The sequence below is a fragment of the Kitasatospora sp. NPDC101108 genome (assembly GCF_055584725.1).
Window position 1 is genome coordinate 101,111 of sequence record NZ_JBVJLM010000015.1, and the last position, 21,734, is coordinate 122,844.

At 73.7% G+C, this 21,734-nt stretch carries 22 protein-coding genes; 14 read left to right on the plus strand and 8 right to left on the minus strand.

Translation table 11 applies throughout. From position 1 onward, the window contains the following. Positions 1-119: 119 nt before the first annotated feature. The gene (locus tag ACZ6Z8_RS27995; protein WP_465612796.1) at positions 120-392 is read right to left on the minus strand and encodes a DUF6343 family protein; all 273 of its coding nucleotides are present in this window, start codon (positions 390-392) and stop codon (positions 120-122) included. 76 nt (positions 393-468) lie between these two features. On the opposite strand from ACZ6Z8_RS27995, the gene ACZ6Z8_RS28000 reads away from it, so the two are divergent. Further along, positions 469-687 carry an I78 family peptidase inhibitor gene (locus ACZ6Z8_RS28000; RefSeq protein ID WP_465612797.1) on the plus strand — a complete coding sequence of 73 codons (219 nt, stop codon included), beginning with the start codon at positions 469-471 and terminating at the stop codon, positions 685-687. Between the two features lie 35 nt (positions 688-722). Here the strand turns inward: ACZ6Z8_RS28000 and ACZ6Z8_RS28005 are convergent, their stop codons facing one another. Beyond that, positions 723-1,565, minus strand: a complete 843-nt coding sequence (locus ACZ6Z8_RS28005; protein WP_465612798.1) for a phosphatase PAP2 family protein — start codon at positions 1,563-1,565, stop codon at positions 723-725. A 232-nt stretch (positions 1,566-1,797) separates the two neighbouring features. Then, positions 1,798-2,565, minus strand: coding sequence for a 3-oxoacyl-ACP reductase FabG (gene fabG / locus ACZ6Z8_RS28010; protein ID WP_465612799.1), 768 nt, complete (start codon positions 2,563-2,565; stop codon positions 1,798-1,800). 402 nt (positions 2,566-2,967) lie between these two features. Between fabG and ACZ6Z8_RS28015 the strand changes: the two genes are divergently transcribed. Continuing rightward, positions 2,968-3,834: a MarR family winged helix-turn-helix transcriptional regulator gene (locus ACZ6Z8_RS28015; RefSeq protein ID WP_465612800.1), complete on the plus strand. Its 867-nt coding sequence runs from the start codon at positions 2,968-2,970 to the stop codon at positions 3,832-3,834. Between the two features lie 223 nt (positions 3,835-4,057). On the opposite strand, the gene ACZ6Z8_RS28020 is transcribed toward ACZ6Z8_RS28015, so the two are convergent. Beyond that, a complete protein-coding gene (locus ACZ6Z8_RS28020; protein WP_465612801.1) occupies positions 4,058-4,921 on the minus strand; it encodes an aldo/keto reductase in 864 nt (287 codons plus the stop codon). Between the two features lie 466 nt (positions 4,922-5,387). Between ACZ6Z8_RS28020 and ACZ6Z8_RS28025 the strand changes: the two genes are divergently transcribed. The 11 genes from ACZ6Z8_RS28025 (at position 5,388) to ACZ6Z8_RS28075 (ending at position 16,303) form a co-directional block, all read left to right on the plus strand. After that, positions 5,388-7,148 carry an ABC transporter transmembrane domain-containing protein gene (locus ACZ6Z8_RS28025; protein ID WP_465612802.1) on the plus strand — a complete coding sequence of 587 codons (1,761 nt, stop codon included), beginning with the start codon at positions 5,388-5,390 and terminating at the stop codon, positions 7,146-7,148. A 73-nt stretch (positions 7,149-7,221) separates the two neighbouring features. Next, positions 7,222-8,994: an ABC transporter ATP-binding protein gene (locus ACZ6Z8_RS28030; protein ID WP_465612803.1), complete on the plus strand. Its 1,773-nt coding sequence runs from the start codon at positions 7,222-7,224 to the stop codon at positions 8,992-8,994. A gap of 138 nt (positions 8,995-9,132) precedes the next feature. Further along, positions 9,133-9,378 carry a LapA family protein gene (locus tag ACZ6Z8_RS28035; RefSeq protein ID WP_465612804.1) on the plus strand — a complete coding sequence of 82 codons (246 nt, stop codon included), beginning with the start codon at positions 9,133-9,135 and terminating at the stop codon, positions 9,376-9,378. 47 nt (positions 9,379-9,425) lie between these two features. Next, a complete protein-coding gene (locus tag ACZ6Z8_RS28040; protein ID WP_465612844.1) occupies positions 9,426-10,154 on the plus strand; it encodes an amino acid ABC transporter ATP-binding protein in 729 nt (242 codons plus the stop codon). Positions 10,155-10,164: 10 nt separating this feature from the next. Further along, a complete protein-coding gene (locus tag ACZ6Z8_RS28045) occupies positions 10,165-11,100 on the plus strand; it encodes a glutamate ABC transporter substrate-binding protein (RefSeq protein WP_465612805.1) in 936 nt (311 codons plus the stop codon). 12 nt (positions 11,101-11,112) lie between these two features. Continuing rightward, positions 11,113-11,757 carry an amino acid ABC transporter permease gene (locus ACZ6Z8_RS28050; protein ID WP_465612806.1) on the plus strand — a complete coding sequence of 215 codons (645 nt, stop codon included), beginning with the start codon at positions 11,113-11,115 and terminating at the stop codon, positions 11,755-11,757. Then, positions 11,754-12,620 (plus strand): amino acid ABC transporter permease, encoded by an 867-nt coding sequence (locus tag ACZ6Z8_RS28055; protein ID WP_465612807.1) that lies wholly within the window; start codon positions 11,754-11,756, stop codon positions 12,618-12,620. Before ACZ6Z8_RS28050 ends, ACZ6Z8_RS28055 begins: the two co-directional genes overlap by 4 nt. Positions 12,621-12,761: 141 nt before the next feature. Then, complete coding sequence (locus tag ACZ6Z8_RS28060) at positions 12,762-13,667, plus strand: LysR family transcriptional regulator (protein WP_465612845.1); 906 nt, start codon at positions 12,762-12,764, stop codon at positions 13,665-13,667. A 110-nt stretch (positions 13,668-13,777) separates the two neighbouring features. Next, on the plus strand, positions 13,778-14,359 hold the full coding sequence (locus ACZ6Z8_RS28065) for a cysteine dioxygenase family protein (RefSeq protein WP_465612808.1): 582 nt from the start codon (positions 13,778-13,780) through the stop codon (positions 14,357-14,359). A 14-nt stretch (positions 14,360-14,373) separates the two neighbouring features. Continuing rightward, entirely contained in the window at positions 14,374-15,432 is a 1,059-nt protein-coding gene (locus tag ACZ6Z8_RS28070) for a YeiH family protein (RefSeq protein ID WP_465612846.1), read from the plus strand. Between the two features lie 160 nt (positions 15,433-15,592). Further along, positions 15,593-16,303, plus strand: coding sequence for a spermidine synthase family protein (locus tag ACZ6Z8_RS28075; protein WP_465612809.1), 711 nt, complete (start codon positions 15,593-15,595; stop codon positions 16,301-16,303). Positions 16,304-16,448: 145 nt separating this feature from the next. Here ACZ6Z8_RS28075 and ACZ6Z8_RS28080 read toward each other — a convergent pair whose 3' ends face one another. The 3 genes from ACZ6Z8_RS28080 to ACZ6Z8_RS28090 form a co-directional block, all read right to left on the minus strand. Continuing rightward, the gene (locus tag ACZ6Z8_RS28080) at positions 16,449-18,320 is read right to left on the minus strand and encodes a hypothetical protein (protein WP_465612810.1); all 1,872 of its coding nucleotides are present in this window, start codon (positions 18,318-18,320) and stop codon (positions 16,449-16,451) included. Positions 18,321-18,459: 139 nt separating this feature from the next. After that, positions 18,460-19,335: a TetR/AcrR family transcriptional regulator gene (locus tag ACZ6Z8_RS28085; protein WP_465612811.1), complete on the minus strand. Its 876-nt coding sequence runs from the start codon at positions 19,333-19,335 to the stop codon at positions 18,460-18,462. A gap of 131 nt (positions 19,336-19,466) precedes the next feature. Continuing rightward, entirely contained in the window at positions 19,467-19,985 is a 519-nt protein-coding gene (locus ACZ6Z8_RS28090; protein ID WP_465612812.1) for an NUDIX hydrolase, read from the minus strand. 85 nt (positions 19,986-20,070) lie between these two features. Between ACZ6Z8_RS28090 and ACZ6Z8_RS28095 the strand changes: the two genes are divergently transcribed. Further along, positions 20,071-21,291, plus strand: a complete 1,221-nt coding sequence (locus ACZ6Z8_RS28095) for a serine hydrolase domain-containing protein (RefSeq protein ID WP_465612813.1) — start codon at positions 20,071-20,073, stop codon at positions 21,289-21,291. Positions 21,292-21,309: 18 nt separating this feature from the next. On the opposite strand, the gene ACZ6Z8_RS28100 is transcribed toward ACZ6Z8_RS28095, so the two are convergent. After that, complete coding sequence (locus ACZ6Z8_RS28100) at positions 21,310-21,633, minus strand: nuclear transport factor 2-like protein (RefSeq protein ID WP_465612814.1); 324 nt, start codon at positions 21,631-21,633, stop codon at positions 21,310-21,312. Between the last annotated feature and the right edge of the window lie 101 nt (positions 21,634-21,734).

Sequence of the window (21,734 nt, forward strand, 5' to 3'; positions counted from 1 at the left end):
GCTCGGCGTTTTGGTTGTTTTGGGGCCGCCCCGTGCTCCACCCGGGGGGCGCCACCGGGGTGGGGGGGGGGGGTGGTATCGGGGCGGGCCCGACCCCCCACTCCCGGGGAGACACCGCGTCAGAGCTCGGTCCGGCGGCGCCGGATCACCACCACGAGGTCGACGACGGCGAACAGGGTGATCAGCCCGAGGGCGATCGCGAAACCGGTCAGGGTGCCCCGGCTGGGCGCGCCGTCCACCGGCGAGGAGGCCGCCCAGAGCGCGAAGCCCACCGTTCCCAGCGCGAACAGCGGGGTGAAGGTCATCGCGAGCAGGTAGCGGAGCCTGAGGTCGCTGCGGGCGGTGGCCGGCTCGGTGCCGCTGCGCCACCGTCGCGGGGTGGTGGTGCGCATCGCCGTTCACCTCCGGGCCGCGCGGGTGCGGGCTACGATTCCAGCGTACGTCGAGGGGGAGAGCCGGGGAGGCGCGATGACGGGGTCGGACGCCGCGGGGGCGGGCACGGGCGGCGAGGACGCCGAGGGGTACGCGGGGCTGCGGATCGAGCGGGCCCGGGAGCTCGCCCGGCGGCACGGCTGGGCCTCGGTCCGGGTGCTGGAGCCGGGGCAGCTGATCACCATGGAGTACCGGGAGGGGCGGCTCAACCTCGCGGTGCGGGACGGTGTGGTCGAGCGCAGCTGGGAGGGGTAGCCCTCCCGGGCGTGGGGCTCAGCGGGCGTCGGGGCTCAGCGGGCGAACCGCCGGTGGAGGCGCTGCTCGGCGACGGCGAGCAGGGGTTCCAGCAGCGGCAGGGAGAGCAGTACCAGCAGCCCGGCGGCCCAGCCGGCCAGTACGTCGGAGACCCAGTGGGTGCCCAGGTAGACGGTGGTCAGGCCGATCGAGCAGGCGGTGGCGGCGGCGATCACCGCGCCGGTGCGCCGCCAGCGGGCGGCGAGGTAGGCGAGCACGCCCCAGGTGACCACGGCGTTGGCGGTGTGGCCGGAGGGGAAGATGGTGCCGCCGGAGAACAGCTCGGGCGAGCCGACGTACTGGGCGTAGTGCGGGCCGAGCCGGCCGGTGATGATCTTGACCGCCCCGACCGTGACGTTGAGGAGCAGCAGGGCGACGCCCATGACCAGCAGCGGGCGCAGCCGGCCGAGTCGACGGGCGCGCCAGAGCAGCCAGGCGAAGGCGGCGATGGCGCTGGGCCCGCGCTGGCCGACCACCACCCAGGCGTTGAGCAGCGGTTCCAGGCTGGGCCACCGCTCGTACGGGCGCAGCAGGCGGACCGACCAGTCGAGGTCGACCAGGTCGGTGTTGAGCAGCACCCCGGCCAGCACCAGGAGGTAGACCGCGAAGGTCCCGGCGAACAGGGCGGCCCGGCGGCGGCTCATCGGGGGCCAGCCGGGTTCGCCGTGGGCGCGGCCGGTCGGGCCGGGGCGGGTCGGACCGGGTCCGGTCAGGCCGGGGCGGGTCGGACCGGGCACGCGGGCCGGGGCGCGGTCGGCGGCCGGGAGTTCCCTGCGGTCGTCGGTGCGGTGTCCCGGCTCCTGCCGCGGAATGCGAGCGGCGGTACTTCTGGATTGCACGAGGGTGACCATACCCATCCGACCGGGGGTATCCCGGAGCAAATTGTCATTTTCCCGGGAAATCGACAATTGGGTCGCCCCAGGGTGACCCGGGGAGTGATTTCCAGTATTCCAGGATCGAATGCCCGTGTGGTCTTCGAATGATTCTGCAAAAGCCCCGGTAAAGGAAACGGAGCGGGAGGCCGGTTCGCCCGGCTTCCCACTCCGTGGTAACCCTGTGTAGGTTCCGTGCTCAGTCGAGGGGGCCGCCCGCGACGTAGATCACCTGGCCGGAGACGAAGCCGGCGCCCTCGCCGGCGAGGAAGGAGATGGTGTTGGCGACATCCTCCGGCTCGCCGACCCGCTGGACCGGGATCTGGGAGGCCGCAGCGCGCTTGAAGTCCTCGAAGTCCATGCCGACCCGGGCCGCGGTGGCCGCCGTCATGTCCGTGGCGATGAAGCCGGGGGCGACGGCGTTGGCCGTGATGCCGAACTTGCCCAGCTCGATGGCCAAAGTCTTGGTGAAGCCCTGCAGGCCGGCCTTGGCGGCGGAGTAGTTGGCCTGGCCGCGGTTGCCCTGGGCGGACGAGGAGGAGAGGTTGACGATGCGGCCGAAACCGGCGTCCACCATGTACTTCTGCACCGCGCGGGTCATCAGGAAGGCGCCGCGCAGGTGAACGTTCATGACCGTGTCCCAGTCGGACTCGGACATCTTGAAGAGGAGGTTGTCGCGGAGCACGCCCGCGTTGTTGACCAGGACGACGGGGGCGCCGAGCTCGGCGACCACCCGGTCGACGGCGGCCTGGACCTGCTCGGCGTCCGAGACGTCGGCGCCGACGGCCAGGGCCCGCCCGCCGGCGGCGGTGATCCGGTCGACGGTGTCCTTGCCGGCCGCCTCGTCCAGGTCCAGGACCGCGACCGCGTAGCCGTCGGCGGCCAGCCGCACGGCGGTGGCGGCGCCCAGCCCGCGGGCGGCGCCGGTGACGACCGCGACCCGGGGGGCGGTGCTCTGCTCGGTCATGCTCGCTCTCGTCTCTCTCGGGGGTGCCTCCGGGGAGTGCCCCCGGAGAGGGTGCCCACACCCTACCGGCGGGTAGGGGTGGCGGCCAGGGTGGAGAGGTGCAGGTGACGGTCGGTAAGGACCGACCGGTCGGCTTTGTGCTGAGAACGGGTTACTGCAAGGGCGTGGCAGCGCGTAAATATGCCAATGTTGCCGAACCTGCGTCTACTATCCGCCCCTGCCTGCCAGCAAGGGCCCGCCGTTTGTATAGTGTCCGCCAGCAGCCACCGGCTGCACGGCTGGAGCGCCCTCCCTCATAGCTGGACGCCCACTCGCCGTTACTGCCCCACCCGGGTGTCCCACACACACCGGGTGTGACATCGGGACGGATACATGGTGCTGGGGGAGATCCCGACAACCCGCGTGTCCGCGCGACTGCAGCAGTCGCCCGGACACCTCATTCGCGTTGCGCAGCAGGTCCACACCCGTCTGTGGTCCGAGCATGTCGGAGCCGATCTCACGGCTCCGCAGTTCGCCGTCCTGCTGGTGCTCGCCCTCGAACCGGGCGCGGACCAGCGGACGGTCGGCGAGCGCGCCTCGCTCGACAAGGCCACGATGGCGGAGATGGTCGCGCGGCTGGTCCGCCGCGGCCTCGTGCTGCGGAGGCGTGACCCGGCCGACGGCCGACGCAAGCTGCTCGCCCTCTCGCAGAGCGGCGCCCAGGCGGTGCGCGAGGCCACCGGTGGTGTGGTCCGCGTCCAGCGGGTGCTGTTCGAGCCCCTCACGCCCGAGGAGCAGGTCGAGATCGTCCGGGTGATGGCCAAGATAGCCAGGCTGGAGCCCGCGGCGGTGGCCGTCTTCTCCGACGCGCGGCCGATACTGGACGCCCAGCGGGCGATCGGCTACCTGATCAGGGTCGGTCAGCAGGTGCACACCAAGCTCTGGTCGGAGCGCGTCGGGGCGGAGTTGACGGCTCCGCAGTTCGCCGTGCTGGACGCGCTGGAGCTGGAACCGGGCGCGGACCAGCGCACGGTCGGCGAGCTGGCCTCGCTGGACAAGGCCACGATGGCCGAGATGGTCAGCCGGCTGGTGCGCCGCGGTCTGGTGCAGCGCCGGCGCGACCCCTCGGACGGGCGGCGCAACCTGCTCTCGCTCTCGCCGGCGGGTCAGGACCTGTTGCACCGCTCGGCCGCCGGGGTGGCCGAGGTCCAGCGGCTGCTGCTCGCGCCGCTGGCGGAGGAGGAGCACGAGGCTGCGCTCGCGCTCATCGCCAAGGCGGCCAGGCTCTAGCCCAAGCTTTGGTAACAATAGCCAAAACGATTCACCAAAGGTTCTGAAGTCCTCGGTCGTCGACGTCGGCCGACCGTGGGCACAGGTGAATCAGGGCACACCGAAGTGCCGCTCGTCCCTGACCGGAAGGAGCGGTGCTTCGATATGACCGACTGTCAGATCCGTTCCGACGGTCGTTGTCGGGGGCGCCGGGCCGGTTCGGCCGGCGCCCCCGCCGCCGTCGTCAGTTCCAGTCGAAGCCCTGCGGGTCCGGGCCGATCCGCTTGCCGGTGGCGACACCGGCGATGGCCGCGAGGTCCTCGCCGTCCAGCTCGAAGCCGGTGACGTCGAGGTTCTCCCGGATGCGGGACGGGGTGACCGACTTCGGGATGGCGATCACGCCGCTCTGCAGGTGCCAGCGGAGCACCACCTGGGCGACCGTGCGGCCGTGCTTCTCGGCGATCTGCGCGAGCGCCGGCTCGGCCAGCAGCTCCCCGCCCTGGCCCAGCGGGCTCCATGCCTCGGTGGCGATGCCGTGCCGGGCGTGGAAGGCGCGCAACTCCTCCTGCGGGAAGTACGGGTGCAGCTCGACCTGGTTCAGCGCCGGGGCGACCGAGGCCTCGTCCAGCAGGCGGGTCAGCTGCTCGGGGCCGAAGTTGGAGACGCCGATCGACCTGACCCGGCCGCCCTCCTTCAGCTGCTCCATGGCCTTCCAGACGTTCAGGAAGGTGCCGTGCATCGGGCGCGGCCAGTGGATCAGGTACAGGTCGAGGTAGTCGAGGCCGAGCTTCTCCAGGGAGGCGTCGAACTCGCGCAGCACCGCGTCGCGGCCCTGCTCGCCCGACCAGTCGCGGGTGCCCGAGTTCCACAGCTTGGTGGTGACGTAGAGGTCCTCACGGGCGAGGCCGCCCGCCAGCGCCTCGGTGATGGCCGCGCCGGTGCCGGTCTCGTTCTCGTAGATCGCGGCGGTGTCGATGGAGCGGTAGCCCGCCTCGATCGCGGTGCGGACCGCGGGGGTGGCCTCGGCGTCCGGCACCTGCCACACGCCGAATCCGAGCTGCGGGATCTGCGCGCCGTCGTTCAGGGTGACGCTGGGGATGTTGCTCACGGGAAGGGGTGCCTTCCTGGTCGTCCATTGGTTCCGAAAGGGGGCAACTGGTGCCCCGGCACGATTGTTCCCGCCGTCCGGGCGAATCCTTGCCGAGGCTTCACGACGGCGTGGCGTACGCCGGGGCGTGCGGCCCTGGCCGTACGCCGGGGCCGCGGAAAACCTGTTGCGCGGATCACACCGGGGTTGGCAGGCTCGCGGACATGACCTCCTGAGACCGGGTCCTTCGTGCCCACCCCGTGTCCGTCCGGCGTCTCCGCCGGACGCGTCGACGTCGCCGCGCAGTCGCGCCGCGCGTCCATCGCCCGTCCTCGTGCGTGAGCGGGGCGGCCGCGCCGTACGGCCCGCGCCCCTGTCTCCCGCATTCCGGTACCTCGCACCTCCGCTCCCCGGTACCTCCACTCCCTCGATACCTCCGTACCTCCGTACCTCCCAGGTACCTCCCGCACCTTCGCATCGGAGTGTCATGCCGCTCACCCCACTGCCGCTCGCCGACCCCGGCAGTCCCGACCTCTCCTCACCCCTGGCCTTCCTCCGCTGGCTGCAACGCGCCCAGCGCGGCGGGCAGATCCGCGCCACCTGCTGGGCGCTGGTCGAGATGGGCGCCCAGGCCGCGTTCCCGGTGGCGCTCGGGTCCGGCGTCCAGGCCGCCGTCGACGCCGACGCCGGCGGGATCTGGCGGGCCGGCGCCCTCGCGCTGCTGCTGTCCGCTGTCGCCGCGCTCGGCGCCGTGCTGCTGCACCGGCAGGCGGTCTGGAACTGGATCCACGCGGCCTGCCACGTACGGCAGTTGGTGGCCGGTCAGGCCTCGCACCTCGGGGCCGGGCTGTCCCGGCGGATCGCCACCGGCGAGGTGGTCGCGGTCGGCAGCGGGGACGTCGAGCGGATCGGCTGGTACGTCGAACTGGTCGCCCGGGTCCGGGCCGCGGTGATCGTCTGGCTGTCCGTCAGTTCGGTGGTGCTGGTGGTCCAACCGGTGCTCGGGGCCGGGGTGCTGCTCGGCGTCCCGGTGCTGGCCGCCTCGGTCTGGCCGCTGATCGGGCCGTTCGAACGGCGCTACGAGAAGCAGCGCGAGCTGGGCGGCAAGGCCACCGAGCTGGCCGCCGACACGGTGGCCGGGCTGCGGGTCCTGCGCGGCATCGGCGGCGAGGAGCTGTTCCTGGAGCGCTACCGGGCGGCCTCCCAGAAGGTCCGCGCGGCGGCGGTGCGCTCGGCCCGCACGTGGTCGCTGATGCAAGCCCAACAGGTGCTGCTGCCCGGCCTGTTCGTGGTCGGGGTGACGTGGTACGGCGCCCGCCTGGCGGCCTCCGGCGAGCTCGGCGTCGGCACCCTGATCGCGGTCTACGGCGCGACCGCCTTCCTCGCGGCGCCGCTGCGGATCCTGGGCGAGGCGGCGCACGCCTGGAGCGTCGCCCGGGTCTCCGCCGGGCGGGCCGTGCGGGTGCTCTCGCTCAGCCGGACCGGCGGCGGGGCCGAGGGCGTGCTGACCCGGCCGGGCCGGTCCGACCTGCACGACCCGGCCACCGGGCTGACCGCCCGGGCGGGCGAGCTGACCGCGGTGGTCTGCGGGGACCCGGACTTCGCCGGGGCGCTCGCCGAGCGGCTCGGCGGGCACGTCCCGCTGGCCGAGGGCGAGCCGGAACCGCCCTCCGTCCGGCTCGGCGGCACCGAGCTGGACTCCGTGCCGCTGGCCGAGGCCCGGGCCGCGGTGCTGGTCCACGACAAGGAGCCGGTGCTGCTCTCCGGCACGCTGGCCGAGCTGTTGGACATCCCCTCCTCCGGCCGGATCCCGGTTGCCGAGGCGCTCGCCGCGGCCCGCTCCGAGGACGTGCTGGAGGCGATCGTGGACGGTTCCCCGGAGTGCGCGGGGGATCCGATGCTCGCCCGGATCACCGAGCGCGGGCGCTCGCTCTCCGGCGGGCAGCGCCAGCGGCTGGCACTGGCCCGTGCGCTGCTGGTGGACCCGCCGGTGCTGGTGCTGGACGAGCCGACCAGCGCGGTGGACGCCCACACCGAGTCCCGGATCGCCGGTGGGCTGCGGGAGACCCGGGCCGGGCGCACCACCGTGGTGTTCGCGACCAGCCCGCTGCTGCTCGACCAGGCGGACCGGGTGGCGCTGGTGTGCGACGGCCGGGTGGTCGCGACCGGCCGGCACCGCGAACTGATGCGCACCGAACCGGCCTACCGGGCCGTGGTCACCCGGGACGAGGAGGCCGCGTCGGTATGAGCACCGCCGTCAACGGCGTCCGCGCCGTCCACCGTCCGGCTTGCTGTTCGGCCCCACGAGCGAGGAGTACGTCATGAAGCCCCCCGTCCACGAGGAACAGGGGCCGGCCACCACCCTGCCGGTCGGCTCCCCGGCCGCCGTCCGCCGCTACCTGGGACTGCTGGCGCGGCGGCACCGGCGCGGGTTCGCCGCCGTGGTGTCGCTGCACTCGGTGGCCACCCTGGCCGGGCTGGTCGGGCCCTGGGTGCTGGGCAGCCTGGTCGAGTCGCTGGCCACCGGCACCGCCGAGGCCACCATTGCGGCGGCGGTCGGCTGGTACCTGCTGGCGCTGGCGGTGCAGTCCGCCTTCACCGGCTGGTCCCGGATGCGCGGGTCGGTGCTCGGCGAACGGGTGCTGGCCGACCTGCGCGAGGACTTCCTGGTCCGCTCGGTCGCGCTGCCGACCGGAGTGCTGGAGCGGGCCGGCACCGGGGACCTGGTCTCCCGGGGCACCACCGACATCGACCGGCTGGACAAGTCGGTGCGCGAGGCGGTCCCCGAACTCGCCGTCGCGGTGGTGTCGTTGCTGCTGGTGATCGGCGCACTGCTGGTCACCTCGCCGTTGCTCGCGCTGACCTCGCTGGTCGGTCTGCCGCTGCTGCTGGCCAGCTCCCGCTGGTACTTCCGACGCGCCCCGCAGTCCTACCGCAACGAGGCGGCCGGGTACGCGGCGGTGAGCAACGTGCTGGCCGAGACGGTGGACGCCGGTCGTACGGTCGAGGCGCTGCGCCTGGGCGAGCAGCGGGTCCGGCTGACGGACCGCAAGCTGCGCGAGTGGCTGGCCTGGGAGCGCTACACCCTGTGGCTGCGTTCGGTCTGGTTCCCGACGATCGAAGCGGTCTACAGCTCGGCGGTGCTGGCCACCATGGTGGTCGGCGGGCTGCTCACCCTCAAGGGCTGGCTCACCGTGGGCCAGTTGACCACCGGCGTGCTGTACGCCCAGATGCTGATCGGCCCGGTGGACCTGATCCTGCGCTGGTACGACGAGCTGCAGATCGGGCAGGCCTCGCTGGCCCGGCTGGTCGGCGTGCACGAGGTGCCCGAGCACGAGGGGGACGAGTCGGCGCGTCCGGAGGGCCGCCGGGTCGAGGCCCGGGACGTCCGCTTCGGTTACCGCGAGGGCGCGGACGTGCTGCACGGGATCAGCCTGGACGTCGCCCCGGGCAGCCGGGTCGCGCTGGTCGGCCCGTCCGGGGCGGGCAAGTCCACCCTCGGGCGGCTGCTGGCCGGGATCTACGCGCCCGGCCGCGGCAGCGTCACCCTCGGCGGGGCGGTGCTGTCCCGGATGCCGGCCGAGCGGGTGCGCTCGGAGGTCGCCCTGGTCAACCAGGAGCACCACGTGTTCGTCGGCACCCTGCGGGACAACCTGCGGCTGGCCGCGCCCGGGGCGGACGACACCGAACTGCGGGCCGCGCTGGACGCGGTGGACGCCGGGGCCTGGGTGGACGCCCTCCCGGAGGGGCTGGACACCGAGGTGGGTTCGGGCGGCACCTCGCTGACCCCGCCGCAGGCCCAGCAGCTCGCCCTGGCCCGGCTGGTGCTGGCCGACCCCCACACCCTGGTGCTGGACGAGGCCACCTCGCTGCTGGACCCGCGGGCCGCCCGGCACCTGGAGCGCTCGCTGTCCCGGGTGCTGGCGGGCCGGACGGTCATCGCCATCGCCCACCGGCTGCACACCGCGCACGACGCGGACGTCATCGCGGTGGTCGAGGGCGGCCGGATCAGCGAGTACGGCAGCCACCCGGAACTGGTCGCGGCCGGCGGCCCGTACGCGGCACTCTGGCGCTCCTGGCGGGACGAACGGTGAGCGCGTCGGTCCGAGCGGGCGCGGCAGTGTAACGGGGTTCGAAACCCGTGCGGGGTCGGATTACCCCGTGCGGGTTACTCCTGGCCCGGAAGGGCGCGTAACCGGGCAAATCGTCAGCCCGGCCAGCAGACTGCTCCGGTGACCAAGATTTCAGACGGCTCGTCCCGCCCCCGGCGCAGCGAAATCGGCGGGATTCCCACGCGGTACATCGGGATCGGCGTCATCGTCGTCCTCGCGGTGTGGTTCCTCTTCGCCAACCTCGACAAGGTCAAGATCCAGTTCTGGGTGTTCACCGTGACCGCGCCGCTGTGGATCGCGCTGCTGGCGACGCTGGTCGCCGGCGGCGCGCTGGGCTGGCTGCTGAAGGGACGGCGCGCCCGGTGAGCACGGTTCCCGAACCGGCCCCGACGGGTTCCCCGGCCTTCGCGCCGCTGATCGAGATGCGCGGGGTCAACAAGCACTTCGGCGACGTGCACGTGCTGCGGGACATCGAGCTGACGGTCGGCCGGGGCGAGGTCGTCGTGGTGATCGGCCCGTCCGGCTCCGGCAAGTCCACGCTCTGCCGGGCGATCAACCGGTTGGAGCCGATCGAGCGCGGCACCATCCTGATCGACGGCCGGCCGCTGCCCGCGGAGGGCAAGGGGCTGGCCAAGCTGCGCGCCGAGGTCGGCATGGTGTTCCAGTCCTTCAACCTGTTCGCGCACAAGACCGTGCTGCAGAACGTCTCGCTCGCCCAGATCAAGGTCCGCGGCCGCGACAAGGCGGAGGCGGACGCCAAGTCCCGCTCGCTGCTGGACCGGGTCGGCCTCTCGGCGCACGCCGACAAGTACCCGGCCCAGCTATCCGGCGGCCAGCAGCAGCGGGTCGCGATCGCCCGTGCGCTGGCGATGGACCCGAAGGTGCTGCTGTTCGACGAGCCGACCTCGGCGCTGGACCCCGAGATGATCAACGAGGTGCTGGACGTCATGCGCCAGCTCGCCAGCGAGGGCATGACGATGGTCGTGGTCACCCACGAGATGGGCTTCGCCCGGGCCTCCGCGAACCGGGTGGTGTTCATGGCCGACGGACGGATCGTCGAGGACCGCGCCCCGGAGGACTTCTTCAGCGCTCCCGAGAGCGAGCGCGCCCGGGACTTCCTGTCCAAGATCCTGAAGCACTGAGGGCGGCGCCGTGAACCGTACGACGACGCCCGCCGCGCGGGCGCGCGGCCGCCTGGCCGCCGCCGCCCTGCTGCTCACCCTGCTGCACGTCCTGCTGGCCACCGGCTGCGGCAAGCCCGGCACCCCGCCGCCCAAGGGCCCCCAGCCCAGCGCGCTGCCCAGCTACCAGGTGCGGGACGCCTCCTCGATCACCGGTTCGCCGACCCTGGACGCCGCCCGCAGCCGGGGCCATTTGGTGGTCGGCGCCAAGGAGGACCAGCCGTACCTCGGCCAGAAGAACCCGGCCACCGGCGTGTACTCCGGCTTCGACATCGAGATCGCCAAGATGGTCGGCGCCTTCCTCGGCTTCCCGCCGGAGCGGATCCAGTTCAAGACCATCGCCTCGGCCAACCGCGAGACCGCGCTGCAGAACGGCCAGGTGGACTACTACGTCGGCACCTACACCATCAACGACAACCGCAAGAAGCTGGTCGGCTTCGCCGGGCCGTACTTCGTCGCCGGGCAGTCGCTGCTGGTGCGCAAGAACGACAGCAGCATCCACGGGCCGCAGGACCTGGACGGCAAGAAGGTCTGCTCGGCCTCCGGCTCGACCCCGTACCAGCGCATCAAGTCGCAGTACCCCAAGGCGCACCTGATCGGCTACGACACCTACTCGGCCTGCGTCGACAACCTGATCACCGGCCAGGTCGACGCCGTCACCACCGACAACGCGATCCTGCTGGGCTACGCGGCCAAGGTGCCGGACGAACTCAAGGTGGTGGGCCCGCTGTTCTCGACCGAGCCGTACGGGATCGGCACGCCGAAGAACGACACCGTGCTACGCGGGGCGCTGAACGACGCGCTGGAGCACCACGAGCAGAACGGTGACTGGAAGAAGGCCTTCGAGGCGACCCTCGGCCTGTCCGGGGAGCCGGCGCCGACCCCGCCGACGATCGACCGGTACTGAGAGGGCCGCGCCGTGAAAACGCTGACCGACAACTGGTCGACCTACTGGGACGGCTTCCTCGGCACGCTCTCGCTGTTCGCGGCGAGCGCCGTGCTGTCGCTGGTGCTGGGCGTGCTGATCGCGGGCTTCCGGGTCTCGCCGGTCCGGCCGCTGCGGGTGTTCGGAACGGTGTGGGTGACGGTGCTGCGCAACACGCCGCTGACCCTGCTGTTCTTCATCGTGGTGCTGGGCCTGCCCCGGTTCGACATCACCCTGCCCTTCTACACCTTCGCCGTGCTCGCCCTCGGCTGCTACACCTCGGCCTTCGTCTGCGAGTCGATGCGCTCGGGCATCAACACCGTGCCGTCCGGGCAGGGCGAGGCGGCCCGCAGCCTGGGCATGAGCTTCGGGCAGACGATGAGCCTGGTGGTGCTGCCGCAGGCGTACCGCTCGGTGGTGGCGCCGATCGGCAGTGTGATGATCGCGCTGGCGAAGAACACGGCGATCGCCGGCTCGTTCAGCGTCACCGAGCTGCTGGGCACCTACCGGACCATCAACGAACTGGGCTACAGCATCATCTGGACCTTCTTCTGGATCGCCGTCGGCTACCTGATCATCACCCTGGCCATCAGCGCCGTCTTCAACCTGCTGGAACGACGAGTGGCGGTGTCCCGATGAGCGGTGAATCCTCGGCGCTGTACGACATCCCCGGCCCCAAGGCGCTGGCCCGGCACCGGCTCTACGGCGGGATCGCGCTGCTGCTGATCGCGGCGCTGATCGGCTGGGTCGTCTACATGCTGTTCCACACCCACCAGTTCACCTCCGCCAAGTGGGAGCCCTTCACGTACCAGGGCGTGCAGGACCTGTTGCTGCGCGGGCTGGGGAACACCCTCCGGGCCTTCGGCTGGACGGTGCTGTTCGCGCTGCCGTTCGGCGCGCTGTTCGCGGCCGGGCGGCTGTCCGACCACCGGGTGGTGCGCTGGTTCGCCACGCTGGTGGTGGAGTTCTTCCGGGCCATGCCGCTGCTGGTGATGATCTTCTTCGTGTTCGTCGCCCTCAAGGTGCAGCCGCTCTGGGCGCTGGTCGCCGGGTTGGTGCTCTACAACGGCTCGGTGCTGGCCGAGGTCTTCCGGGCCGGGGTGCTCGCGGTGCCCAAGGGCCAGCGGGAGGCGGCGTACGCGCTGGGCATGCGCAAGACCCAGGTGATGACGTACGTGCTGGTGCCGCAGGCCAACCGGGCGATGCTGCCGGCCATCATCAGCCAGCTGGTGGTCGCGCTCAAGGACACCTCGCTGGGTTTCCTGATCACCTTCGAGGAGTTCCTGCACGCGGGCAAGCTGATCGCCACCAACCTCGACTACGACCTGCCGTTCATCCCGGTGGTGATGGTGATCGCGCCGATCTACATCGGCATGTGTCTGCTGTTGTCCTGGCTGGCCCGCTGGGTCGAGCGGCGCAGTCGCCGCAGCCCGAGCGTGCGGGGCGGGGCGCCGGTGGCCGAGGCCGGGGTCGCGATGGGGCTGCCGCCGTCGGTGCAGTAGCGCTGGTGCACCCCCTGGCGGGGGAAGACTGGTTCGAGTCTGAACCATAGGCGCGGCCGGGGTCGGGACCGGAACCTCCAAATTCCTCTTATGATTGCGGAGGCAGGCGTCAGACGACCGGGCGGAGGGGCCATGGAGCCGGTGTTCGACTCGCGGCACATCAGGACGTTCCACGAGGTCGTCCGGGCCGGTTCCTACTCGGCCGCGGCCCGGGAGCTCGGCTACACCCAGCCCGCCATCACCCAGCAGATGAAGGCCCTCGAACGCACCGTCGGCGTCCCGCTGTTCACCCGCGCCGGGCGCGGCCTGCGGCTCACCGAGGCGGGCGAGGCACTCTCCCGGCACGCCGAACTGATCCTCGGCAGCCTCTCCGCCGCCCAGCAGCAGCTCGCCGCGCTCGCCCGGCTGCGCGCCGGGCGGGTACGGGTCTGCGCCTTCCCCAGCGCCAACGCCACCCTGATACCGGAGGCGATGGCCCGGCTGCTCGCCGAGCACCCCGGCGTCCGGGTCGAGTTGCTGGAGGCCGAGCCGCCGGACTCCGTCCAGCGGCTGCTGCGCGGCGAGTGCGACATCGCGCTGGCCTTCCGCTACCCGGGCCAGGCCACCGAGGTGCCGGAGGGGCTGGACGAGGTCCCGCTGATGGAGGACCTGCTCACCGTGCTGCTGCCGGTCGGGCACCCGCTCGGCCGCCGGCACGCCGTCCGGCTGGCCGACCTCGACGGCGAGCGCTGGATCGCCGGCTGTCCGCGCTGCCGGGCCAACCTGCTGCACGTCTGCGCGGAGGAGGGCTTCGCGCCGGACATCGTGTTCTCCACCGACGACAACCTCGCGGTGCAGAGCCTGGTCGCCGCCGGGGTCGGGATCGCGCTGATGCCCGCACTGGTGCTCTCCTTCATGTGCCACCGCAAGGTCACCGGGCGGGCCGTCGAGCCGCATCTGCGCCGGCAGGTCAGCGCGTACGTGCTGCGCGAGCACCGGCGGATCCCGGCCACCGCGCTGGTGCTGGACCACCTGCGGCAGGCGGCGGCGAGCCGGGTCGGCTGCTGAGGCCGGTCCGAGCCCGGCACCCGGGGGCCGTTGACCCATAAGCGGGAGTGCGGGTGTCGCTTAGGAACCCTCGTTGGACCTGATAGGTCGGTCGGTCCGAACCTGCTGGTATGACACCCTCAGCCACGGTCGGCAGCGACCGGCTCACCGAGCGGATGACCGCACTGGTCAGCGAGATCCGCGCCGTAGTGGACCGCGGACTGCCTCCCGAACTCACCGCGTACCTGGTCGGCGAACGCCTCGCCCCGCACCTGCTCACCGCCCCCGAAGGGCCCGACGCCCTGCTCACCCCCGCCCAGCGCGAGGGCGACCCGCAGCGCTACCGCCAGCACGTCCTGCACGCCGAGGCGGACGGCAGCTTCTCCGTCGTCGCCCTGGTCTGGCTGCCCGGCCAGCAGACCCCGATCCACGACCACGTCTCCTGGTGCGTGGCCGGGGTCCACCAGGGCCAGGAGAGCGAGACCCGCTACCGGCTGGTCTCCGACGGGCGCAGCTCCCGACTGGTCGAGACCGAGCACGTGGCCGGCCCGGCCGGGACGGTCGCCGCCTTCGCCCCGCCCGGCGACATCCACCTGGTGCGCAACGCCTGCGGCACCACCGCCATCTCCATCCACGTGTACGGCGCGGACATCTCGCGGCTCGGCACCAGCGTCCGGCGGGTCTACCGGCTCCCCGCCGACCAGGAGCGGTGAGCGGCGGCGTGGCACTGACCCTCCGGGAGCGGGCCGCCCGCACCCGCTCACTGCCCCCGCTCGGCGGGGACGCCCCCGGCCTGCTGCTCGCGGCGGTCGGGGTGGCCGCCGCGATCGCCGTCCACGCGGCCGTCCCGGCCGTGCCCAAGCTCACCGCCGCCGTGGTGCTCGGCATGGCGGCGGCCCACCTGCCCGGGCTGCGCCCGGTCGTCCGCGGGGTCGCCCGGCCCGGGCTGTCGACGGCCGGGAAGCGGCTGATGCGGGTGGGGATCGTCCTCCTCGGGCTCAAGCTCGGCCTGGACGACGTGCTCGGCCTCGGCTGGGCCACCGTCGCCATGGTGCTCACCGTGGTCGCCGCCACCTTCGCCGGCACGCTCTGGCTCGGCCGGCGGCTCGGACTGCCCGGGGACCAGCCGCTGCTGGTCGCCACCGGCTACTCGATCTGCGGCGCCTCGGCGATCGGCGCGGTCAGCCAGGCGGCCGGCAGCGAAGAGGAGGACGTCGCCTCCTCGGTCGCGCTGGTCACCCTGTGCGGGACGCTGGCGATCGCCGTACTTCCGCTGCTGCAGCACCCGCTGGGACTCGGCGAGATCGAGTTCGGGCGCTGGGTCGGCGCGAGCGTGCACGACGTCGGGCAGGTGGTCGCCACCGCGCAGACCGGCGGACCCGGCGCCCTGCGCGAGGCGGTGCTGGTCAAGCTGATGCGGGTGGTGCTGCTGGCGCCGCTGGTCGCGGGCGTCGCCGTGGTGGCGCGGCGCAACGCGCGCGGGGTGTCGGGCGCCGGGGCGGACGGTGTGGCCAGGAGCGGCAGCCGGCCGCCGATCGTGCCGCTGTTCGTGGCCGGGTTCCTGGCGATGATCGTGCTGCGCACCACCGGGGTGCTTTCCGAGCGGGCGCTCACGCTGGCCGGGGACGCCCAGGAACTGCTGCTCGCCGCCGCGCTGTTCGGGCTGGGGAGCGCGGTGCACCTGCCGACCATGGTGCGGACCGGCGGGCGGATCGCGCTGCTCGGGCTCGGCTCGTGGGTGGTCGTCGCCGGGGTGTCCTACGCGGGCGTGCTGATCACGACCTGACGGTGGGCGGTTCGCGTCCGGGCCGGGTCCGCCAGGGGCCCGGCCCGGACCGTGGGGCCGTTCTGTTTCACGGGCCGGACGTGTGCGGACTCGGTTATTGTCGGGCGGGTGACCGCTCCCACCGGGTCGGTCCCGCCGCCGAGTTCGTCGAGGAGGACGCATGACCACCGCACTGCCCGAACGGGACGGCCACGAGGCCGTCGTCACGCTCGACCGGCGGGAGGGCCCGTTCGGCGAGGTGGTGTTGCGGCAGCGCGGACGGCACTTCGAGATCATCGCCAACGGGTGCTTCCTGATGGACACCGCGGACGGGCGCTCCGAGCGGCTGCTGATCCAGGCGGCGCTGGACGAGCTGGACCGGACCGGCGCCGGCGTGGCCGCGCCGTCGGTGCTGATCGGCGGGCTGGGGGTCGGCTTCTCGCTCGCGTACGCGGTGGCCGAACCGCGCTGGGGCCGGATCGCCGTCGTCGAGCGGGAGAGCGCGATCATCGACTGGCACCGCAGCGGCCCGCTGGGCGGCTTCTCCGGCGGTGCGCTGGACGACGAACGGGTCGCGGTGATCCACACCGACCTGCTGGAGTACCTGGCGGCCTCCGACGGCGAGCGCTACGACGCGCTGTGCCTGGACATCGACAACGGACCGGACTGGACCGTCACCGACTCCAACTCCGGGCTGTACGGGCCGGACGGGCTCGCGGTGCTGTGGCACCGGCTGCGGCCGGGCGGGGTGCTGGCGGTGTGGAGCGCGCAGCCGTCGCCGGACTTCGAGGAGGCGCTGCGGGCCGCGGGTTTCACGGACGTGGTCAGCCGGGAGGTCCCGGTGAGCCGGGGTGTGCCGGACGTGGTGCACCTGGCGCGGCGCGCCGGCTGAACCGGGCCGCCGTTCCCGCCTGTTGGCGACGACGGCCGTCAACCGGCCGGAGATTCCGCTGGACGGGGTGGGGCGCTGATCGAGGCGCGGGGGAAGGCCGACGGGTAACGGCTGACGGAGGGGCCGGGCGGCCCCTCCGTCGACCTCAGCCGAACGGCCGGTGCTCCGGCTCGGCGTCGGCCGCGGCCTCCGCCTGCGGTTCGTCCGAGGCCGGGGCCAGACCCGAGATACCGAAGGGGTCGAAGTCCGGCGGCGGGATCATCACCGGAGTGCCCTTGCGCTTGGCCGGCTCCTCGGCGTTCGCCGTGGGAGCGGTCGGGGGAGCTGCCACCGGGGCCTGGGCCGGGATCAGCGGCGGGGCGGTGGGCGGCGGCGGGACGGCCGGGCCCTGGGCGGCGACGGTGGTGCCGAAGGGGTCGGGCTTCTGCTCGGCCGCGACCGTCGTCCCGAACGGGTCGGGCGCCGCCGTACCGGCAGCGGGGCCCGGGGCAGCGGGCCCGTCCGAGGCCGGGGCCAGACCCGAGATGCCGAAGGGGTCGAAGTCCGGCGGCGGGATCATCACCGGAGTGCCCTTGCGTCCGGCCGGCCGGGCGCCGACGGCCGCGGCGGCGGCGTCCGCCGCCGCCTCCTCCTGCGCGACGGGTGCGAAGGGGTTGAAGTCCGCGGGCGGGATGCGCACCGGCGTCCCCCGCAGGTGCACCGGCTTCTCCTCCGGCTCCTCCGCCACGGGCGCAGCGGCCGGAGCCGCGGCCGGAGCGGTGGCGGGAGGGGCCGTGGGGACCGGCACCGGCGCGGCCGTCGAGGAGGGCGCGGCCGTCGAGGAGGGGGCGACCGCCGCCGTCAGCGGCACGCCGTCCCAGCCGAACTGGATGCTCCTCAGCAGCTCCGCGAACGCCTCCGTGTACAGCTCCCAGTCCTCCGGCCGGGCCGTGGACAGCTGGGCGCACAGCACCGTTCCGCCGTCCGGCAGCGGTACGAAGGCCTGGACGACCGAGGTGACGACCCAGCGGCGCTGCCCGTCGGCGGCCAGCGGTCCGGGCACCGGGACGGTCCGCCCCTCCACCAGGACGGCGGCCGGACCGGCGGGCAGCAGCACCGTCCAGACCTCGGCGTGCCGCCGTACGGTGGCCAGCTCGGTGGCGAACGCGGTGATCGGCAGCGGGTGGCGGGCGAGCGAGATGACCAGGGTGGCGTCGGAGGCGCGCCCGTCGACCTCCAGCGCGCACACCCCCGCGTAGCGGACACCGGCGTCCTGCACCAGGTCGGTCAGGGTCGCCGCGATCACCGCGAAGTCGCGGCGCTGCTCCGGGCCGGTGGCGCTGAACAGTTCCTCGGCGACCTCGGCCAGATGCCCGGTCAGCTCGGCGGCCGCCGCCGCGGTGGCCCGGTCGGCCCCGTCGGCGTTCGCGGAACCGCCGCCGTCCGGCAGCGGTGGCACCGTACGGGCGGTGGCCCCGGCGGGCCCGCCGGGGGAGGTCAGCGGGTGGAAGCCCGGCGGGACGACCAGCCGGACCTCGGTGCCCGCGCCGGTGGCGAGCTCGACCGGCTGGCGGGTCTGCTGCCCGGCCGCCAGCGCGGCCAGCGCCGGGGCGAACGGCGGGCGCAGCTTGGCGTCCGCGAACTCGCCGGTGACCGGCAGCTGGAACAGCGCGGCCGAGGTGGTGCCCCGGTCGGCGATGGCGCCGCGTACGGCGCCGCCGCCGTAGCGCTGGTGCAGCGCGGCCGTGACCCGGTCGGCGACCCGCGCGCCGGTGCCCGGCCGGGCCGTGCCGGCGGTGATCACCGTGCCGAGCCGGTCGAGGGCCTCGTGCACCGGTCCGTTGGGGGCCAGTGGCAGGCCGAACAGCGCCTCGGCGGCGGGGTGTTCAGCCGGCTTCAGGGCGCTCAGGGCGGCCGCCGGATGACGCGAGGTGTGCTCGTCGAAGAGGGCGTCGGTGAGGGTGCCGAGAGTCGCGCAGACCTGCTCGGCCGCCGCGAAGGGGTTGGCCTCCGCGCTGAACTGGACGTCCTGGGTCAACTGGTGAGCCCCCCGCTCTGCTCCGTCTGCCGTCGGTGGTTCGGGTGGGACCGTCCCCGCCCGGACGGCGGGCCGTCAGGTCCCCGCCCATTCCTATCAGAGCCCACCGTCGTCGCCGAACCGCAGGATCACCCGATGATCACTCCGTGGGGCCCGCGCCGGAACCCTCCGGGGCCTGCGCGGACGCCTCGTCCACCGACCCGGCGGGCCGCGCCCCGCCGGCCAGGGCGGTGACCGCGTCGAGGAGGCCGGGCACGGCGAACAGCCCGGCGAGGTCCTGGACCAGCCGCCCGCTCGGCCCGTCCGGCCGCTCGTCGGCGAGGAAGGAGGCCAGCTCGGCGGCGAGCGCGGGCTCCCGGGCGGCGGTCAGGGCGAGCGAGGCGACGAACTCCTGCACCAGGTGCAGCTGCAGCTCCTCCAGCGGAACGGACCGCTCGGCCAGCCACTCCAGCGAGGTGATCTCGGCGTTGGCGATCCAGGCCCGGACGGTCAGCCGCAGGCCGGGGCTCGGCGCGGGGATCGCCAGGTGGGCGAGGATCTGGTCGTGCGCGGCCCGGCGCACCTCGTCGATCACCGCCGAGGTGCCCGCGCTGGCCGCGACCGAGCCGCCCCGCAGCAGCGCGGCGAAGCCCGGCCCGTGGCTCTGCACGAAGTCCAGGTAGCGGCCCATCACCCGGTACAGCCGGTCCGACAGCGGCCCCTCCATCGGCTCCTCGAACCGGGCCGAGAGCTCCCGCCCGGCGCGCCGCAGCGACGCCTCGTACAGCGCCTGCTTGCCCGGGAAGTAGTGGTAGACCAGCGGCCGGGAGGCGCCCGCGGCGGCGGCGATGTCGTCGATCGACACCTCCTCCGGCGGGCGCCGGCTGAACAGTTCCAGCGCCACGGCGATCAGCTGCTCCCGCCGCTCGTCCACGCTCAGCCGCCGGCGCGGCCGCTCACCCGCGGCGCCCCGGTCGGGGGCGGGGGCGGTCCGTGCTGCGCGGTCGGCCGTCGGCGACGGCGTACGGGAGGCCATGCGCGTCAGCCTATCCGGCGGCCGCCCCCGGGCCCATGCGGCCGGGCCCGGTCCTGTGCCGGCCGCAGGCCCGGGCTCGGTCGGACGGGCGGCGCGGTCGGACGGGCGCGGTCGGGCCCGGTCGGTCCGCCCTAGCCGGCCCGGAGCTCAAGGTAGCGGCGGTAGGCCTCCAGACCGTCGGGCACGAAGGTGTCGCGGGCGAGGCGCTCGGACAGTTCGGCCGGGGTGAGCCAGGCGTGCCAGGCGACCTCGGACTCCTGCGGGGAGACCGGGCCGTCCCACTCCGCCTCGTACATGTCGCACCACCAGGAGAGCCTGCCGCCGTCGGGTTCCCGGAAGAGGAACTTGAAGATCGGCTGTGGGGCGATGCCGTGCACCCCGAGCTCCTCCTCGGCCTCGCGGACGGCGGCCTCGGCGTAGGTCTCGCCGGAGCCGACCACGCCGCCGACCCACATGTCGTACGCGCCGGGGGCGAACAGCTTGGTGTCGGTACGGCGGTGGACGAAGATCCGGCCGGCCGGGTCGCGGACCATGATGAAGACGCAACGGTGGGTCAGCCCCTGCCGGTACACCTCCCCGCGCAGCGCGGTCCCGATCACCCGGTCGTTGTCGTCGACGATGTCCAGCAGCTCTTCGGCGGGGTTGCTCATGAGCGACAGGTTAGGGTTTCGGAGCCCGCTTCGAACGCGGGATCGATCAATTGGGCGGCGACGAACGACCTGAGGACGGCACGCGGTGGTGGACATCTGGGGCGAGACGGCCGAGGGGTTCGAGCCCGTACGGGAGGCCTTCGCACGGAACTTCGCCGTGTACGGCGAACTGGGCGCGGCGTTCGCGCTGTACCTGCGCGGACGCAAGGTGGTCGACCTGTGGGGCGGGGACGCCCGGCCCGAGGTCGGCGGGCGGCCGGCGCCCGCGGTGCCCTGGACGGCGGACACCGCCCAGGTGCTGCGCTCGGTCACCAAGGGCCTGACCGCGGCCACCGCGCTGCTGCTGGCCGAGCGCGGCCAGCTCGACCTGGACGCGCCGGCGGCCTCGTACTGGCCGGAGTTCGCGGCGGCCGGCAAGGGCGCGGTGCCGGTGCGCTGGCTGCTCTCGCACCAGGCCGGGGTGCCGGCCCTGGACGTGCCGCTGCGCCTGGAGGACGTGCTGACCTGGGAGCGGGCGGCGGCCGCGGTGGCCGCGCAGGCGCCCGCCTGGGAACCGGGGACGGCGCACGGCTACCACCCGTACACCTTCGGCTGGCTGGTCGGTGAGGTGGTGCGCCGGGCGAGCGGCCGTACGGTCGGCCAGTACTTCGCCGAGGAGATCGCCCGGCCGCTCGGGCTGGACCTGTGGATCGGGCTGCCGGCCGGCGCCGCGCCGCGGGTCGGCAAGCTGGTCGACCTGCCCGCCCCGGAGGCGGCCCGGACCGGGCCGAGCGGGTTGCGGCTGCGGCCCAAGCAGTCCGTCCGGGACGCCTACCAGGACCCGACCTCGCTGACCGCCCGTGCCTTCGCCTCGGTGCTGCCCGGGGTGAACATGAACGACCCGGCGGTGCAGGCCGCCGAGATCCCGGGCGCCGGAGGCATCGGCACCGCCCGTTCGGTGGCCCGGTTCTACGCGGCGCTGATCGGCGCGGCCGACCGCCCGGACGGATCCGGCGCGCTGCTGCCGCCGCTGCTCGGCCCGGAGGTGCTGGCCCGCGCGGTCGGGCCGGTGGTGCACGGCCCGGACCGGGTACTGATCGTCAACTCGACCTTCGGCCTGGGCTTCTGGCGGCACGGCCCGACCGCGCCGATGGCCTCCCCGGCGAGCTTCGGCCACCCGGGCCGGGGCGGCTCGCTGGGCTTCGCCGACCCGGAGCTCGGGCTCGGCTTCGGGTACGTCACCAACGGCATGCAGCCGGGTGTCACCGGGGACGTCCGCTCGCGCAACCTGATCCGCGCGGTGCGGGAGTGCCTGGGGCTGTCCTGACGCCGGTCGGCCGCCGGCTCAGGCCTGGCCGGTCTCGAAGCGGCTGATCCTCCCGCCGTCGACGGTGAACCGCCAGGCGGTGCGCATCTCGCCCCAGGTCTCGTTGGTGAAGTTGGCGACCAGCGCGTGGCCGCCGGAGGACTCGGTCTGGACGTCCATCCGGCCTTTCGGCCCGAAGATCTCCCGGTCCACCCACTCGCCGAGGTCGCGGTCGGAGCCGTCGTCGGACATGGTGGCGTCCGGGGTGAGCACGCGGAAGAAGGCCTCGCGGTCGCCCGCGTTGACCGCGGTGACGAAGGCCCGCACGGTGGGGTCGGTGAGCTTGGCGGGGGCGATGGTCATGCCGGACTCCCAGGGCGGGATCGGGAACGGGGAGTCCTGTCTACGGCGTTCGCGGGGGCCGTCCGGGCATGTCGGCGGCGCGTCGGGAAAATCAGCCGATT